Here is a 14,513-nt window from a genome sequence, read left to right as displayed (position 1 = left end):
TCCCTGACATGCAACCCACCTCGGGCGGGTTATGCCGCCTGGTTCGGCGCAAGAGCCATGGGCATTCACCTCACCAGTATTCAAATGCAGCAAATGCACCATCAGCATCACAATCAGCAATAGCCACAAAGGTCACTGCAGTAACGCGATGGCGGGCTGCGGAGTCGCTCAGGCCTGTAGGTCGGCGGTGATCGCCCCGGTCAGCCGCACCAAGTCCTGCGGGGTGACGACGACGTCGAAGTGCCGCTTGCCGGCGCTGCACAGCACCCGGTCCCAGCCCAGCGCCGAGGAGTCCAGCACGGTCCGCAGCCGCCGGCGCTGACCGAACGGGGAGATGCCGCCGACGACGTAGCCGGTGGACCGCTCGGCCGCGGCGGGTTCGGCCATCGTCGCCTTGACGACGCCCAGCGCCGCGGCGGCCGCCCTCAGTGACAGGCGCGACGGCACCGGCACAACGGCCACCGCCAACTCGCGCGGCAGCGCGATGATCAGGGTCTTGAACACCTGCTCCGGTGCGAAGTCACCCGAGTCCGACAGGTCGGTCACGGCCTCGAAGCGTAAAACCTCGTGCGGCACACCGGCTTTGACGAGCGCGGCGATCGCGGGCGTCGCGCCTCGGGGCACGTTTGCGGGCCCGGGTGCGGCCCTAGGGTCCCGAGTATCCCGGCGGGTTCACCCCGTCCACCCAGAAGTCGACGCCCAGCTTCCCGCCCGGCACGCAGTCGTACACCGACAGATCGGTGACGCCGGAGTCGACCAGCACGTCCTCGCACAACGCCGTGTTGCCGGTGTACTCGCGCGACGGCTTGGTGAGGATGACGTAGGCGGCGTCGGAGTACACCTCGGGCTTGCGCGCCTTGGCCATCGCCTCGTCGCCGCCGAGCAGGTTCTGCACCGCGGCGGTGGCCACCAGGGTGCGCGGCCACAGGGTGTTCGACGCGATGCCCTCGTCGCGCAGCTCTTCGGCAATCCCCAACGCGCACAGCGTCATGCCGAACTTGGCCATCATGTACGCCGTCGGCTTCAGCCACTCCTTGCCCAGCAGCACCGGCGGCGACAGCGTCAGGATGTGCGGGTTTTCCCGGCCCTTCAGGTGGGGGATGCAGGCCTGTGAGACGGCATAGGTGCCGCGAACCTGGATGCCGTTCATCAGGTCGAAGCGCTTCATCGGCACCTCGGTGATGGAGCCGAGGTTGATTGCGGACGCGTTGTTCACGCAGATGTCGATGCCGCCGAACTGCTCGACGGTCTTGGCGACGGCGGATTCGACCGAGTCCGGGTCACGCACGTCCCCGACGATCGGCAGCGCCTGCCCGCCGGCCTCCTCGAGCTCCTTGGCCGCGGTGTACACGGTGCCGGGCAGCTTGGGGTGCGGCTCGGCGGTCTTTGCGATCAGCGCGATGTTGGCGCCGTCTTGGGCTGCCCGCTTGGCGATCGCGAGGCCGATGCCGCGGCTGGCGCCGGAAATGAACATGGTTTTGCCGTTCAGGGACATGGCGTCACAGTAACGTCCGCCTCACGCCGTTCTGGTCGCGGTACCGGCATCCGGCCGGTTGCCGGAAATAGCGGGCCGGTCAACGCTGTTGATGGATGGGGTTTCCGCAGCTAACAGGCCGGGGCAGACAGTCCCCGGTCACAGCCTTTAGATTGGGAGGAGGACTCTGGTGTCAACGGCGACGAGCCTGATCGACAACCCGTTGGACAACGAGCAGTTGGCTCGCTTGTTCGCAGAAGGGACCGTGTTAACCGACATGGCCGATATCGACGGCGCAACCGACTCGGACGTTCCCGCGCCCGCACCGCACGAGGAGACGGACGCGGAGCTGACCGCGCGCTTCGAACGGGACGCGATTCCCCTGCTGGATCAGCTCTACGGCGGCGCGCTGCGCATGACCCGCAATCCCGCCGACGCCGAGGACCTGCTTCAGGAGACCATGGTCAAGGCCTACGCCGGGTTCCGGTCGTTCCGAGAAGGCACCAACCTCAAGGCGTGGCTGTACCGGATCCTGACCAACACCTACATCAACAGCTATCGCAAAAAGCAGCGCCAGCCTGCGGAGTACCCGACCGAGGCAATCACCGACTGGCAGCTGGCCGCCAACGCCGAGCACACCTCCACCGGCCTGCGTTCGGCCGAGGTCGAAGCGCTCGAGGCGCTGCCGGACACCGAGATCAAAGAGGCGCTGCAGGCGTTGCCGGAGGAATTCCGGATGGCGGTCTACTACGCCGATGTCGAAGGTTTCCCCTACAAGGAGATCGCCGAGATCATGGATACGCCGATCGGGACCGTGATGTCCCGGCTGCACCGGGGCCGACGGCAGCTGCGCGGCCTGTTGGCCGACGTGGCCAAGGAGCGCGGCTTCAATCGCGGACACGCGCACGAGGAGGTGTCGTCATGAGCGAGATCACCGGTGGCCAGTGCCCCGACGCCGCCGCTTCCGACGATTCCCACGGCTACCTGGGCTGCGCGGAAGTGATCGCCGAGGTATGGACGCTGCTCGACGGCGAATGCACGCCGGAGTCCAAGGAGAAGCTGCGCCGCCACCTCGAGGCGTGCCCCGGCTGCTTCAAGCACTACGGGCTCGAGGAGCGGATCAAGGCGCTGGTCGCGACCAAATGCAGCGGCGAGAAGGCCCCCGAGGGCCTGCGCGAACGGCTGCGGCTGGAGATCCGCCGGACCACCATCATCCGCGGCGGGCCCTAGCGCCCGGACGTAAAAGCCCCCGGCGTGCCGGGGGCTTTTCGCTGTTCAACGCCTACGCGTTGGGGCGCTTACCGTGGTTGGCCTTCTTGTACTTGCGGTCGCGCTTCTTACGGCCACGCTTGGCCATGGGTAACCTCCGTCGTTCGTCAGATGCAAGGCGGTCCAGGTGCTGGTCCAGGTGCTGGTCCAGTGCCAAGGCCCGCCGGGTTACCCACAAGTGTCCCATGCCGCGCCAAATGCCTCGCCGCTAGCCCGCGCGGCGGTGCCCCGAACGGTCTTATGGTTCGATATACATTCGACAGACATGAGCCTGAGTGGGGTGAAGATGGCCGAGGATGTTCGCGCCGAGATCGTGGCCAGCGTGCTCGAAGTCGTTGTCCGCGAGGGCGACCAGATCGGCAAGGGCGACACCGTGGTGCTGCTGGAGTCGATGAAGATGGAGATCCCGGTGCTGGCCGAAGTCGACGGCACCGTCAGCAAGGTCAGCGTGTCGGTGGGCGACGTCATCCAGGCCGGCGACCTCATCGCCGTGATCAGCTAGCCGTAGACCGCGGCCCATGTCCACTCTCGGTGATCTGCTCGCCGAACACACGGTGCTGCCCGGAAATGCGGTGGATCACCTGCACGCGGTGGTCGGGGAGTGGCAGCTGCTGGCCGACCTGTCCTTCGCCGACTACCTGATGTGGGTGCGCCGCGACGACGGCGTGCTGGTGTGCGTCGCGCAGTGCCGGCCGAACACCGCGCCCACCGTGCTGCAGACCGACGCGGTGGGCAGCGTCGTTCCCGCCGACCGGCTGCCGCTGGTCGCGGAGGCCTTCGCCGCCGGCACCGCGTTGCGGGAAAACGATGGGGCGGAACATCATTCGTGGCAACTGCCCGGGCCGAACGTGTCGGCGTCCCCGGTCCGCTACGACGAAAACGTCGTGGCGGTGCTGACCCAGCATCAGACCGAAACGGCGGTCCAACGCTCGTCGGGCCACCTGGAGACCGCCTACCAGGATTGCGCCACCGATCTGCTGCACATGCTGGCCGAGGGCACCTTCCCCGACGTCGGGGACGTGGCGATGTCGCGGTCCACCCCGCGCGCCGGGGACGGCTTCATCCGCCTCGACGTCAAGGGCGTCGTCGCCTACGCCAGCCCCAACGCGCTGTCCGCGTACCACCGGATGGGACTGGCCAGCGAGTTGGAAGGGCACAATTTCATCGGGGTGACGCGCCCGCTCATCTCGGACCCGTTCGAGGCGCAAGAGGTGGCCGAGCACGTGCTCGACCTGCTGGGGGGTGGGGCGAGCCAGCGCATGGAGGTCGACGCCGGCGGCGCCACGGTGCTGCTGCGGACGTTGCCGCTGGTGGTCAAGGGGTCCAGCGCCGGCGCCGCGATACTGATCCGCGACGTCACCGAGGTGAAGCGCCGCGACCGGGCCCTGATCTCCAAGGACGCCACCATCCGCGAAATTCACCATCGGGTGAAAAACAACCTGCAAACCGTCGCGGCGCTTTTGCGCCTGCAGGCCCGCCGGACCGCCAACGCCGAGGGGCGCGAGGCGCTGATCGAGTCGGTACGACGGGTGTCGTCGATCGCCCTGGTCCACGACGCCCTGTCGATGTCGGTGGACGAACAGGTCAACCTCGACGAGGTGATCGACCGGATTCTGCCGATCATGAACGACGTCGCGTCCGTGGACCGGCCGATCCGGATCAACCGGGTGGGTGATCTCGGCGTGCTGGACTCCGACCGCGCGACGGCGCTGATCATGGTGATCACCGAACTCGTGCAGAACGCCATCGAGCACGCTTTCGACCCCGTGGCGCCGACCGGGTCGGTGACCATCCGCGCCGAACGCTCGGCGCGCTGGCTGGATGTCGTCGTGCACGACGACGGCCGCGGTCTGCCGGAGGGATTCAGCCTGGAGAAGTCCGACAGCCTGGGCCTGCAGATCGTGCGGACCCTGGTGTCCGCCGAGCTGGACGGCACCTTGAGCATGCGGGAAGGGCGGCTGCGGGAAGGCGCCGAGGGGGGCACCGACGTGGTGCTGCGGGTGCCGATCGGGCGCCGCGCCCGCTTACTGCTGTGATGCGGGCACGCAGCAATGCGGCCCCGACATTCGTCGAGGCCGCATTGGCTGAAACTGGGTCAGACTCCGCTGCGGGCCTTCGTCCGGGCGCTGCGGCGCTTGAGTGCACGCCGCTCGTCTTCACTCATGCCGCCCCAGACGCCCGAGTCCTGGCCTGTATTCAAAGCCCAGGCGAGGCACTCCGTGGTCACCTGGCATCGATTGCAGACCAATTTCGCGTCAGCGATTTGCGCGAGCGCCGGGCCGCTATTCCCTACGGGGAAGAACAGCTCGGGATCTTCGTCGCGACAGACCGCCTTGTGGCGCCAATCCATTAGTACTTACTCCTCACTGAGTGCGCAGCAAGACGCACGGGCGTAATTTCTCAGGCAGCTAGCGCTGGCACAAGAAAGCTTCCCGTACCTCTACAAATTTTCTGCGTGCAACCTTTCGATCGTTTCACAGGCTCAACAGATGTCAATAGCGTCAGTTAGCTCGTGGGCTATCTCACTTTGACCAACTCTTACCAAAGCCCTTACACCGTTGTACTACACTCTCCGGCCACTTCCCCAGAGATTTTTGTCTCACTGCCGCTGGGAATACGTAACGAGTCGCTATCTATGCAGCTCACGGAGATTTTTTGGCGGGCGGGGCCGCCACCGCAAGTACATCGCGAACGGCGCGGAATGTCATGCTTTCACGCTCCCCGAGGTACTCGCCGTCGAACTGGGTGGCGGCCGGCCGGCCCGGGGAACTGACCCGCAGCCACGGGGCGTCGTCGTCCCGAATGAGCTGCTTGGCCTGCGGATTCGGCCGCTTCGAGAGGAGCTGGCTGAGCAGTCTGAGGGTGGGGATGACCTTCATGCCGTTGACCGCGAACACCCCGAGGTCGGACTCGAAGCTGCAGCCTGGGTTGGTCACCATGGGCCGGTCATTGCTGTAGGTCCAGGGTGTGGTGTTGGACACCCAGGCGAAATGCACCCCTTCGATTGCCTGACGGTCGGGCAGTTCGATCGTCAGGGTGGGTTCGCGGCGCCGGAAGGCGACCACGATGGGCACCGCCACCCGCCAATACCGCAGGGGCGTGACCTGCAGGCCCTTGGCGCGGCGGGACTCCACCCCGGCGACCACCTCCGCGTCGACGCCCATGCCCGCGTTGATGACGGCCCAGTTCTCGCCGCAGTCGATCAGGCTGATCCGACGCCAGGTCTGGTGCCGGCGGTAGTCGTCGAGCAGCTGGATCAGCTGATTGGTGGCGGCGACCGGGTCCCGCGAAATGCCCAGGGCGCGTGCCAGCACGTTCGCCGAGCCCCCTGGCACCACCCCGACGGCGGGCAGCGGCCCCTTCGGCGTGCTGCCCGGGCGGCCCAGCACACCGTTGACGACGCCGCTGATGGTGCCGTCGCCGCCGTGTACGACCACCAGGTCCACTCCGTTCTCGGCGGCGGAGCGCCCGAGTTCGGCGCCGTGGCCCTGGTGGGCGGTGTGCTCGACGGTGAGTTCGAGGCGGCTCTTGAGCGCGCTGGCTAACAGGTCACGGGCGGCCGGTGTGGTGGACGTGGCGGTGGGGTTGACGATCAGCACGGCGCGCATGATGCACGAGCTTAGGGCGTGCCCGGGCCTCGATTAGGCTCGGTGCCATGACCAATCCGCCGCCCGGGCCAGTGCGCGGCGCGGGGCTGATCGTCGGGCTGCAGGGGGCGGCCGCGCTGGTGGTGGCCGTGGTGCTGCTCGTTCGTGGGCTCGCCGGAGCCGACCAGCACGTGGTCAACGGCCTGGGCACCGCGATCTGGTTCGCCGTGTTCGGCGGCGCGGTGCTGGCGGCCGGGTGGGCGCTGGTGGCCGGCAAACGCTGGGGTCGCGGGCTCGGGGTGTTCACCCAGTTGCTGCTGCTACCGGTGGCGTGGTACCTCGGCGTGGGGTCGCATCGGCCGGCCTTCGGGATTCCGCTGGCGCTGGTGTCGCTGACGGCGTTGGTGCTGCTGTTCAGCCCCGCGGCGGTGCGCTGGGCGGCGGGCGGCTATCAGCCGGATCGCGCGAGCTCGGCCAGGCGCGAGCCGGACAACCGGTAGGTCGTCCACTCGTCCTGCGGCTGCGCGCCGACGCGTTCGTAAAGCGCGATGGCGTCGACGTTCCAGTTCAGCACCGACCACGACAGCCGCGTGTAGCCGTTGTCGCGGCATTCGCGCGCGAGCTCGGACAACAGTGCGCGGGCCAGGCCCCGGCGGCGAAACCCGTTCCGCACGAACAGATCCTCCAGATAGATGCCCGCGACACCGTCCCACGTGGAGAAGCTGAGAAACCACAGCGCCATCGCGGCGACCTCGCCGTCGACCACCGCAACGTGCCCGTGCACCGTGGGGGAGTCGCCGAATAGCGCTGCGGAGATTTGTGTTTCGGTGACCGTGCACTGCTCGGGGGCGCGCTCGAATTCGGCCAATCCGCGAATCATGTCGACGATGTCGGTGACGTCTTCCGGCGTGGCGCGGCGGACCATCTCAGTCATGCGCAACCCCCAGCGCGTTCAGTATGGTGGCGAATTTCGTTGTCGTCTCGTCGACTTCGTCATCGGGGTCGGATTCGGCGACGATGCCGCCGCCGGCGTGCGCCAGCGCGGTACGGCGGTCAGCGGACAGCTGCGCGCACCGGATGGACACCACCCAGTGGCCGTCGCCGCCGGCGTCACACCAGCCCACCGCGCCGGCGTAGAAACCGCGGTCGCCCTCCAGCTCACGGATGGCCTCGGTCGCCGCCCGGGTAGGCACCCCGCCGACCGCTGGCGTGGGATGCAGCGCCAACGCCAGATCGATTGCCGTGATTGAGGAATCGCGCAGGCGCCCGCTGATCGGCGTGCACAGGTGCCAGACCGCCGCGGTGCGGCTGAGGCGGGGCTCGGCGGCGATGGTCAGGTCCTCGCAGAGCGGGTCCAGCGCCGCGCGCATCGTGTCGATGACGAGTTGGTGCTCGTGGCGATCCTTGGCCGAGGCGGCCAGCGCCGCGCCGTTGGCCGCGTCGGCGTCGGGGTCGGTGGCACGCGGGGCGGAACCCGCAAACGGCTGGCACACAACGCGATTGCCGGATCGCGCCACCAAGAGCTCGGGGCTGGCGCCCACGAGTGCGGCGCCCGCATAGGCGTCACCCGCGGCCGTCAGGTCGACGAGGTAGCCGTACGCGGTCGGGTCGGCGGCGATGAGGCGGCGCAGGATGATCCGGGCATCCAGTGGCGCGTCGGCGGCCAGTCGCAGGGCGCGGGCCAGCACCACCTTGTGCAGCGGGTCGTCCGGCGCCGCGAGCCGATCCCGCGCCCGGCCGATCCGGTCGCGGTAGTCGGGCAGGGCCGGCAGGGTGGCGGCGATGCGTACCGGCGGCAGCGGGCCCGTCGGCCAGTCGGGCAGCGCTTCGGACCGCGTCACCGCTGCCGGAGCCAGCAGCGCGGCCGGGCCCTCCGTGTCGAAAGGCAAGGCGCCCAAGACTATTGGCGCATCTCCGGCGCGCAGCGCGGCCTGCGCGGCGCGCACGTCCCGGTAGCGCGCCCGCACCCCGTCGGCAATCAGCGTCCCCTGTGGTCCGCACAGCGCGAACGGTGGTTCGGGGCTCACTTGATGGTCAGCCCGAGCGCGCCGAGCTGGCGATTGCCGTGCTCGAACCCACAGATCGCGATCGACGCGGTGAGCATCCCGAAGCGCTTGCCTTCTTCCAGCGGCAGTTCGAGCCAGCGGGTGACCACCGCGCGGGAGAAGTGGCCGTGGCTGACGAACAGCACGTCACGCGACTCCATGTGGCGCAGCGCCAGTGCCACGGCCGCGTCGGCGCGATCGCTGACCGCAGCGATGCTCTCCCCGTCGGGACAGCCGTGCGTCCAGACCAGCCAATCCGGGTCGGCTTCGCGGATCTGCGGAGTCGTCAGGCCTTCGTATGCGCCGTAATCCCATTCGGCGATCAGCGGCGAAACCTCGTCGACGGCGATATCGGCCAACCGCGCGGTATCCAGCGTCCGTTGACGCGGGCTGCTGACCACCAGCGGATCGTGGAGCTTGAGCTCGCTGAGTACCCGTCCCGCAAGCATGGCCTGCGCCCGGCCGGTATCGGTCAGGTTGATCTCGCTGCGACCGGTGTGCTGGCCCGTCTTGGACCACTCGGTCTCGCCGTGGCGCAGCAGCACCAGTCGGTGGTTGTGCAAGCCCATGCCGACCGATTCTGCCGGACCGACATGCCGGACCCCCGGGGGAGCCACCGTCCGTACCATTCGGCGGGCGACATGCCAGGATGGGCACAGTGACTGCGCAGCGATGAGGAGGAGCAGCGCTCGTGACCAAGACTCGGGTACTGGCGGTAGCCAACCAGAAGGGCGGCGTGGCCAAGACCACGACGGTGGCGTCGCTGGGCGCGGCGATGGTGGACATCGGTAAGCGCGTGCTGCTCGTCGATCTCGACCCGCAGGGCTGTCTGACGTTTTCGCTCGGCCAGGACCCGGACAAGTTGCCGGTGTCGGTGCACGAGGTGCTGCTCGGTGAGGTGGAGCCGAGCGCCGCCCTGGTCGCGACCACCGAGGGTATGACGCTGCTGCCGGCCAACATCGACCTGGCCGGCGCGGAGGCGATGCTGCTGATGCGGGCCGGCCGCGAGTATGCGCTCAAACGTGCGCTGGCCAAGCTCGAGGACTTCGACGTCGTCATCATCGACTGTCCGCCCTCGCTGGGCGTGCTGACCCTCAACGGGTTGACGGCCGCCGACGAGGTGATCGTTCCGCTGCAGTGCGAGACGCTCGCCCACCGCGGCGTCGGCCAGTTCCTGCGCACGGTCGCCGACGTCCAGCAGATCACCAACCCCAAGCTGCGGATGCTGGGCGCGTTGCCGACGCTGTACGACTCGCGCACCACCCACACGCGCGACGTGCTGATGGACGTCGCGGACCGCTACGAGCTGCCGGTGCTGTCGCCGCCGATCCCGCGCACGGTGCGGTTCGCCGAGGCCAGCGCGTCGGGGTCGTCGGTGATGGCGGGGCGCAAGAACAAGGGCGCGGTGGCCTATCGCGAGCTGGCCGAGGCGCTGATCAAGCACTGGAAATCCGGCAAAGCGCTGCCGAGCTTCAACGTCGACGCCTGATTCCCCCTGCGCTCGGCGGGGTCTAGCCGAGCGCCACGACGGTGTCGCCGCGCTGCTCGAACACCCGGGAGCCCGACACGGCCGGGACCACCGCGGCGCTGCTCGGCTGCCGGCTCACCTGGATGAAATTCGTGCTCTCGCCGCTGACCGGGTCGTACACCCCGATGCCGTCGGTGATCGGCACCAGCAGCTGGCCCGCCATCATCACGCCCGGCCCCAGCGGCACCGCCGACTCGCCAGAGGTGATGGTGTAGCGCAGCGTCAGCTTGCCCGTCTCGAAGACCATCAACGAGTCACCGGTCCACCAGGTCACCAGGTTGCCCGCCTGCGAAGCGACGGCCGCATCCGACGCCGGCTTGGGCAGTAGCGTGCTCGCGATCGTCGCGCCGGTCTCGTCGATGATGTCGACCTTCGGCGGTGTGCCGGCGCCACCGGGCAGGTACACGGCGGTGTTGGTTTCCGAGACGGCGACCACGCGCGCGCCCGAGCCGGGCAGGATCCCCGGTTCTGCCACCAGGTGCTGCTGGGGCTCGTCGTCGTCCTTGCCGGGCCGCAACAGCACGAGCCGCAGATCGGTCTGGCTGGAGCAGGCCTCGAGCACCGACACCGCCGACGAGCTGGCCGCGGCCGACTCGAAGCGGCACCCGGAGTGCAGGCCCCGCGCCGACGGCTTCACCCGGGCATCGGTCTCGCCGTAGGCCAGCATGCGGACCATGTCCGAGCGCCACAGCTCCACGTGCGTCTCACCGGCCGAGAGCACCGTGGTCCCGTCGGCGGACAGCCGCACGCGCGGGTCGGCGTAGCCGCTGCGGGCGGCGCCCCGGCGTCCCGTGGCAGCGTCGATGGTGCTGACCTGCCCGCAACCCCGGTCGTCGCGATACACCGCGACCGCGAAGTGGTAGACCCACGACACCCCGCACAGGCCGGTGTCGCGCGCATAGCTCCAGCGGGTCTCGCCGCTGGCGGGGTCGTGCCCTTCGACGCGCGTCCCGTTGCCGGTGGTCACGGTCCCGCCGACCACGATCGGTGCCGTGGTGGCGGCGCTGGCCGCGCTCCACAGCTGCTTGAGCGTGGTCGGCACCTGCTTGGCCGGGGTGGGGCTGGCCGCGGGGCCGGCGGCCGGCCGGCTGACGGTGGCCCGGGCGTCGCTGGTCCACCAGATCAGTGCTGCGGCCAGCGCGACCACGACCGCGATCGACGCCGCGGCGACGAGGTCGCCCTTGGTCCGGCGTTCGGGTCTGACCACTGCGGCGCCGGGTTAGCTGGCCGGCGCGGTGGTGTCCGCAGGCTTGCGGCGACGACGGCGCCGACGGGCGGGCGCCCCCGCGGAGGCAGCGGCGGCCGGCGTCTCTGCGGGAGTCTCGCCGTTGGTGGCGGCGGCGCCGGTGGGGTGTCCCGTCACGGGCTGGCCGCCGCGCGTGCGCCGGCGGCGGGTGCCGCTGCGCGTCCGCGGCTTGGCGGCCGCCTTGTCCGCACCCGGCTCGCGGGCGGGCTCGCGGCGCTTGACCGGCGACTTGCGCGGCGCGCCGACCGTGCCGCCGGTCTCGGTTGAGATGCCCAGCTCGGTGTACAGGTGCGGCGAGTTGGAATAGGTCTCACCGGGGTCCGGGGAGCCCAGGCCCAAAGCCTTGTCGATCATCTTCCAGCGTTCCAGCTCGTCCCAGTCCACGAGCGTGACCGCGACGCCGGTGCGCCCGGCGCGCCCGGTGCGCCCGATCCGGTGGACGTACATCTTCTCGTCCTCGGGGCACTGGTAGTTGATGACGTGGGTGACGTCGTCGATGTCGATGCCGCGGGCGGCCACGTCGGTGGCGACCAGCACGTTGATGTCGCCGGCGCGGAACGACTTGAGCGCCTTCTCGCGCGCCACCTGTCCCAGGTCACCGTGCACGGCGCCGACGGCGAAGCCGCGCTCGGCCAGCTCGTCGGCGACCTTCTGCGCGGTGCGCTTGGTACGGGTGAAGATCATGGTCGCGCCGCGGCCCTCGGCCTGCAGGATCCGGCTGACCAGCTCCACCTTGTCCAGCGCGTGGGCGCGGTAGACGAACTGCTCGGTGGTGTCGTGCACGGCCAGGGAGTGCGGGGCCTCGGCCCGGATGTGGGTGGGCTGGACCATGAACGTGCGGGCCAGCGTGATGATGGGGTCCGGCATGGTCGCCGAGAACAGCATCGACTGGCGGTCGGCCGGGATCTGGCGCAGGATGCGCTCGATGTCGGGCAGGAAGCCCAGGTCGAGCATCTCGTCGGCCTCGTCGAGCACCAGCACCGCCAGCCCACCGAGCTGCAGGTGGCCCTGCTGGCAAAGGTCGAGCAGCCGGCCGGGCGTGCCCACCACGACGTCGGCGCCCTTGCGCAGCGCCTCGATCTGCGGCTCGTAGGGCCGTCCGCCGTAGATGGACACCACAGACAGCGCACGCTGCACGCCGTCTTCGCTGGTGGCGGTCAGGTACTTGGCGGCAGTGCCCAGGTCGTCGGTTACCTGGATGCACAGCTCGCGGGTGGGCACCACGATCAGCGCTCGTGGCGCGCCGGTCAGCGGCCGTGTCGCGGTGTCGGCGGTGATCCGCTCCAGCAGCGGCACGCCGAACGCGAAGGTCTTACCCATGCCGGTGCGGGCCTGCCCGATCACGTCGTCGCCGACGAGCGCGAGCGGCAGGGTCAGTTCCTGGATGGCAAAGGGATGGTCGATGCCCTTTTCGGCCAGCGCGCGCACGATTTCGTCGCGGACTCCGAGTTGGGCAAAGGTGGGATCAGTTGTGCTTTTGAGCGCAGTCATACGTGGGGAATTAGCCTTCCGGTGACGTTATTCGGTGTTGTCGGTGTTTCTCTGTCGCGGTCACGCGCGCACGAGTTCCGACTCCGAGAACGTCTCCGGGCGGGCGGCCCCGCGGGTATCCAGGGCTCTGGATTTTCCGCTGGGCGGGAAGTGCACGCACATTTCGCAGATACCGGCTGAGTAACTGATGCAGCCAGTACCTATCAACATGATAACCGGTCGCACAGCGGGCACCCAGTACCACTTAAGCCCGCCGACTAGAGTGTTGCCATGACTTCGCCCTCGTCCGCGGACCAGGTGGCAGATTCGCCCACGCCCCGGATCCCGGCGGACCACCCGGCGATCAACGACCTGTTCGCTTTGCTGGCGTATGCCGAGGTGGCGGCGTTTTACCGGCTCACCGAAGAGGCGCGGATGGCGCCCAACCTGCGCGGTCGGATCTCGATGGCGAGCATTGCCGCCGCCGAGATGGGGCACTACGAGGTGCTGCGCGACGCGCTGGAACGCCGTGGTGTCGACGTCGTGGCGGCCATGTCGAAGTTCGTGTCGGCACTGGAGAACTACCACCGGCTGACCACGCCGAGCACCTGGCTGGAAGCGCTGGTGAAGACGTATATCGCCGATGCGCTGGCGTCCGCGGTGTATCTGGAGATCGCCGACGGGCTGCCCGAAGAGGTCGCCGACGTGGTGCGCGAGGCTCTCGCGGAGACCGCGCACTCGCAATTCGTGGTGGCCGAGGTGCGCGCCGCGGTGACCACTAGCGGCAAACAACGCAGCCGCCTGGCCCTGTGGTCCCGCCGGCTGTTCGGTGAAACCATCACGCAGACGCAGTACCTGCTGGCCGACCACGACCAGCTCGTTGAGCTGGTGGTATCCAGCGCCGGCGGGCTAGGTCAGATCACTACGTTCTTCGACCGATTGCAGGAAGAACACGACCAGCGAATGCGTGACTTGGGCTTGAGCTAACGCGTGCAGGTCGCCAGGTTGCTGTTCTTGACCGACACCGCCAGCGCTTGGCCCGCGGAGTTGACGACGCTGCAGTTGAGCTGGCTGTAGATGCTGGTCGCGATGACCGACTCCGTCTGCACACCCGGATTCAGCACCACCGCCCTGGTCCAGGGCAGCGCGACGTTCAATTCCGTGTGCGGGAAGCCCCTGGCGTCGGTGTAGACGATGTTCACCAGGTCGAACAGCTGCTTGGTCCCGGTCACGGTGTAGACCACGGTCCGCGGGTTCGGGGTTGCCGACGGCGGGATGGCCGTCGGTGCCGGCGCCGCGGTCGGCAGGCCGGGCAGCGTCCTGGGCGGCACGGTGGTGAACGTCTCGCGGGGTAGCTGGGGCGCTTGCGACGGGGTGGGGGACGGACTGGGCGGGGCGCTGGTCGACGCGCTCGGCGGCGCCGACGGCCGCGGTGTGGCGGAAATCACTGGCGTGCGGGAGGCGGGGGGCGCGATGGTCGCCTTCGTCGACGCGCTGTCGCCGCTGTTGATGATGACCGCGGTGGCGATGGCGCCGATCGCCACCACGGCGCCGACGACGATCGTCGCTGGCCGCCAGCGCCGGTCCGCCGGCCACAACGATTCGCCGTAGCCGTCGTCGTCGGCTCCGTAGTCGTCGTCGTACTCGTCGTCCGGGTAGTCCTCTACCTCGTCGGCGAGCGGGTGCAGTCTGGTACTGATGATGCCGATGTTATAGATGAGAAAACGCGGTGCGGGCCCCTCGCCGGGTGCGCGATCAGTATGGAAGCGAATCGTTATCTGCTCGCGAACTGCCTTTTCGCTTACCGCGAACCGCTGCGGTGGGCCAGGGGGCGATACGTGTCGCGGGCTTCCACTAGCCTGCTGCTGACACGTCTTGGTCAGGGCAGAGCTGA

Annotated in this window: 18 protein-coding genes; 7 read left to right on the top strand and 11 right to left on the bottom strand. The window is 68.8% G+C overall.

What is annotated here, in order from left to right:
- Positions 1-168: 168 nt before the first annotated feature.
- Positions 169-624, bottom strand: a complete 456-nt coding sequence (locus AC5Y5V_RS19070) for a YbaK/EbsC family protein (RefSeq protein ID WP_499938449.1) — start codon at positions 622-624, stop codon at positions 169-171.
- 22 nt (positions 625-646) lie between these two features.
- Positions 647-1,495 carry an SDR family oxidoreductase gene (locus AC5Y5V_RS19065; RefSeq protein ID WP_499938446.1) on the bottom strand — a complete coding sequence of 283 codons (849 nt, stop codon included), beginning with the start codon at positions 1,493-1,495 and terminating at the stop codon, positions 647-649.
- A 256-nt stretch (positions 1,496-1,751) separates the two neighbouring features.
- Between AC5Y5V_RS19065 and AC5Y5V_RS19060 the strand changes: the two genes are divergently transcribed.
- Together AC5Y5V_RS19060 and rsrA are read left to right on the top strand one after the other, a co-directional pair.
- Positions 1,752-2,399 (top strand): sigma-70 family RNA polymerase sigma factor, encoded by a 648-nt coding sequence (locus tag AC5Y5V_RS19060; RefSeq protein ID WP_499938610.1) that lies wholly within the window; start codon positions 1,752-1,754, stop codon positions 2,397-2,399.
- The gene (rsrA, locus tag AC5Y5V_RS19055) at positions 2,396-2,704 is read left to right on the top strand and encodes a mycothiol system anti-sigma-R factor (RefSeq protein ID WP_499938444.1); all 309 of its coding nucleotides are present in this window, start codon (positions 2,396-2,398) and stop codon (positions 2,702-2,704) included. The genes AC5Y5V_RS19060 and rsrA overlap by 4 nt, the downstream gene beginning before the upstream one ends.
- Positions 2,705-2,756: 52 nt before the next feature.
- Here rsrA and AC5Y5V_RS19050 read toward each other — a convergent pair whose 3' ends face one another.
- Complete coding sequence (locus AC5Y5V_RS19050; protein WP_499938607.1) at positions 2,757-2,831, bottom strand: 50S ribosomal protein bL37; 75 nt, start codon at positions 2,829-2,831, stop codon at positions 2,757-2,759.
- A gap of 198 nt (positions 2,832-3,029) precedes the next feature.
- Here AC5Y5V_RS19050 and AC5Y5V_RS19045 point away from each other — a divergent pair, with 198 nt between their 5' ends.
- Complete coding sequence (locus AC5Y5V_RS19045; RefSeq protein ID WP_499909569.1) at positions 3,030-3,245, top strand: biotin/lipoyl-binding carrier protein; 216 nt, start codon at positions 3,030-3,032, stop codon at positions 3,243-3,245.
- A gap of 16 nt (positions 3,246-3,261) precedes the next feature.
- Positions 3,262-4,779 carry a sensor histidine kinase gene (locus tag AC5Y5V_RS19040; RefSeq protein WP_499938442.1) on the top strand — a complete coding sequence of 506 codons (1,518 nt, stop codon included), beginning with the start codon at positions 3,262-3,264 and terminating at the stop codon, positions 4,777-4,779.
- Positions 4,780-4,838: 59 nt separating this feature from the next.
- On the opposite strand, the gene whiB1 is transcribed toward AC5Y5V_RS19040, so the two are convergent.
- The gene (gene whiB1, locus AC5Y5V_RS19035; RefSeq protein ID WP_499938440.1) at positions 4,839-5,093 is read right to left on the bottom strand and encodes a transcriptional regulator WhiB1; all 255 of its coding nucleotides are present in this window, start codon (positions 5,091-5,093) and stop codon (positions 4,839-4,841) included.
- A gap of 292 nt (positions 5,094-5,385) precedes the next feature.
- Positions 5,386-6,351 (bottom strand): diacylglycerol/lipid kinase family protein, encoded by a 966-nt coding sequence (locus AC5Y5V_RS19030; protein WP_499938438.1) that lies wholly within the window; start codon positions 6,349-6,351, stop codon positions 5,386-5,388.
- 47 nt (positions 6,352-6,398) lie between these two features.
- On the opposite strand from AC5Y5V_RS19030, the gene AC5Y5V_RS19025 reads away from it, so the two are divergent.
- Positions 6,399-6,830 (top strand): hypothetical protein, encoded by a 432-nt coding sequence (locus AC5Y5V_RS19025; protein ID WP_499938436.1) that lies wholly within the window; start codon positions 6,399-6,401, stop codon positions 6,828-6,830.
- On the opposite strand, the gene AC5Y5V_RS19020 is transcribed toward AC5Y5V_RS19025, so the two are convergent.
- Genes AC5Y5V_RS19020 through AC5Y5V_RS19010 form a run of 3 tightly spaced genes read right to left on the bottom strand, consistent with a single transcriptional unit; the run spans position 6,782 to position 8,944 of the window.
- Positions 6,782-7,264: a GNAT family N-acetyltransferase gene (locus AC5Y5V_RS19020; RefSeq protein WP_499938434.1), complete on the bottom strand. Its 483-nt coding sequence runs from the start codon at positions 7,262-7,264 to the stop codon at positions 6,782-6,784. The two genes, AC5Y5V_RS19025 and AC5Y5V_RS19020, sit on opposite strands and share 49 nt — an antisense overlap.
- Positions 7,257-8,357, bottom strand: coding sequence for an isochorismate synthase (locus AC5Y5V_RS19015; RefSeq protein ID WP_499938432.1), 1,101 nt, complete (start codon positions 8,355-8,357; stop codon positions 7,257-7,259). Before AC5Y5V_RS19015 ends, AC5Y5V_RS19020 begins: the two co-directional genes overlap by 8 nt.
- Positions 8,354-8,944: an acid phosphatase gene (locus AC5Y5V_RS19010; RefSeq protein WP_499938430.1), complete on the bottom strand. Its 591-nt coding sequence runs from the start codon at positions 8,942-8,944 to the stop codon at positions 8,354-8,356. Before AC5Y5V_RS19010 ends, AC5Y5V_RS19015 begins: the two co-directional genes overlap by 4 nt.
- 122 nt (positions 8,945-9,066) lie before the next feature.
- Between AC5Y5V_RS19010 and AC5Y5V_RS19005 the strand changes: the two genes are divergently transcribed.
- Positions 9,067-9,864 (top strand): ParA family protein, encoded by a 798-nt coding sequence (locus AC5Y5V_RS19005; protein ID WP_499938428.1) that lies wholly within the window; start codon positions 9,067-9,069, stop codon positions 9,862-9,864.
- Between the two features lie 22 nt (positions 9,865-9,886).
- On the opposite strand, the gene AC5Y5V_RS19000 is transcribed toward AC5Y5V_RS19005, so the two are convergent.
- Together AC5Y5V_RS19000 and AC5Y5V_RS18995 are read right to left on the bottom strand one after the other, a co-directional pair.
- On the bottom strand, positions 9,887-11,110 hold the full coding sequence (locus tag AC5Y5V_RS19000; protein ID WP_499938426.1) for an Rv3212 family protein: 1,224 nt from the start codon (positions 11,108-11,110) through the stop codon (positions 9,887-9,889).
- Between the two features lie 12 nt (positions 11,111-11,122).
- A complete protein-coding gene (locus AC5Y5V_RS18995) occupies positions 11,123-12,640 on the bottom strand; it encodes a DEAD/DEAH box helicase (RefSeq protein ID WP_499938424.1) in 1,518 nt (505 codons plus the stop codon).
- A gap of 270 nt (positions 12,641-12,910) precedes the next feature.
- Here AC5Y5V_RS18995 and AC5Y5V_RS18990 point away from each other — a divergent pair, with 270 nt between their 5' ends.
- Positions 12,911-13,606, top strand: coding sequence for a ferritin-like fold-containing protein (locus AC5Y5V_RS18990; protein WP_499938422.1), 696 nt, complete (start codon positions 12,911-12,913; stop codon positions 13,604-13,606).
- Here AC5Y5V_RS18990 and AC5Y5V_RS18985 read toward each other — a convergent pair.
- Complete coding sequence (locus tag AC5Y5V_RS18985) at positions 13,603-14,319, bottom strand: MmpS family transport accessory protein (protein WP_499938605.1); 717 nt, start codon at positions 14,317-14,319, stop codon at positions 13,603-13,605. The genes AC5Y5V_RS18990 and AC5Y5V_RS18985 overlap by 4 nt on opposite strands.
- Positions 14,320-14,513 lie beyond the last annotated feature (194 nt).

It is taken from the genome of Mycobacterium sp. NGS68, assembly GCF_059812195.1.
Note: the sequence above shows the minus strand (reverse complement) of the source record. Positions and strands in the feature narration are given on the sequence as shown.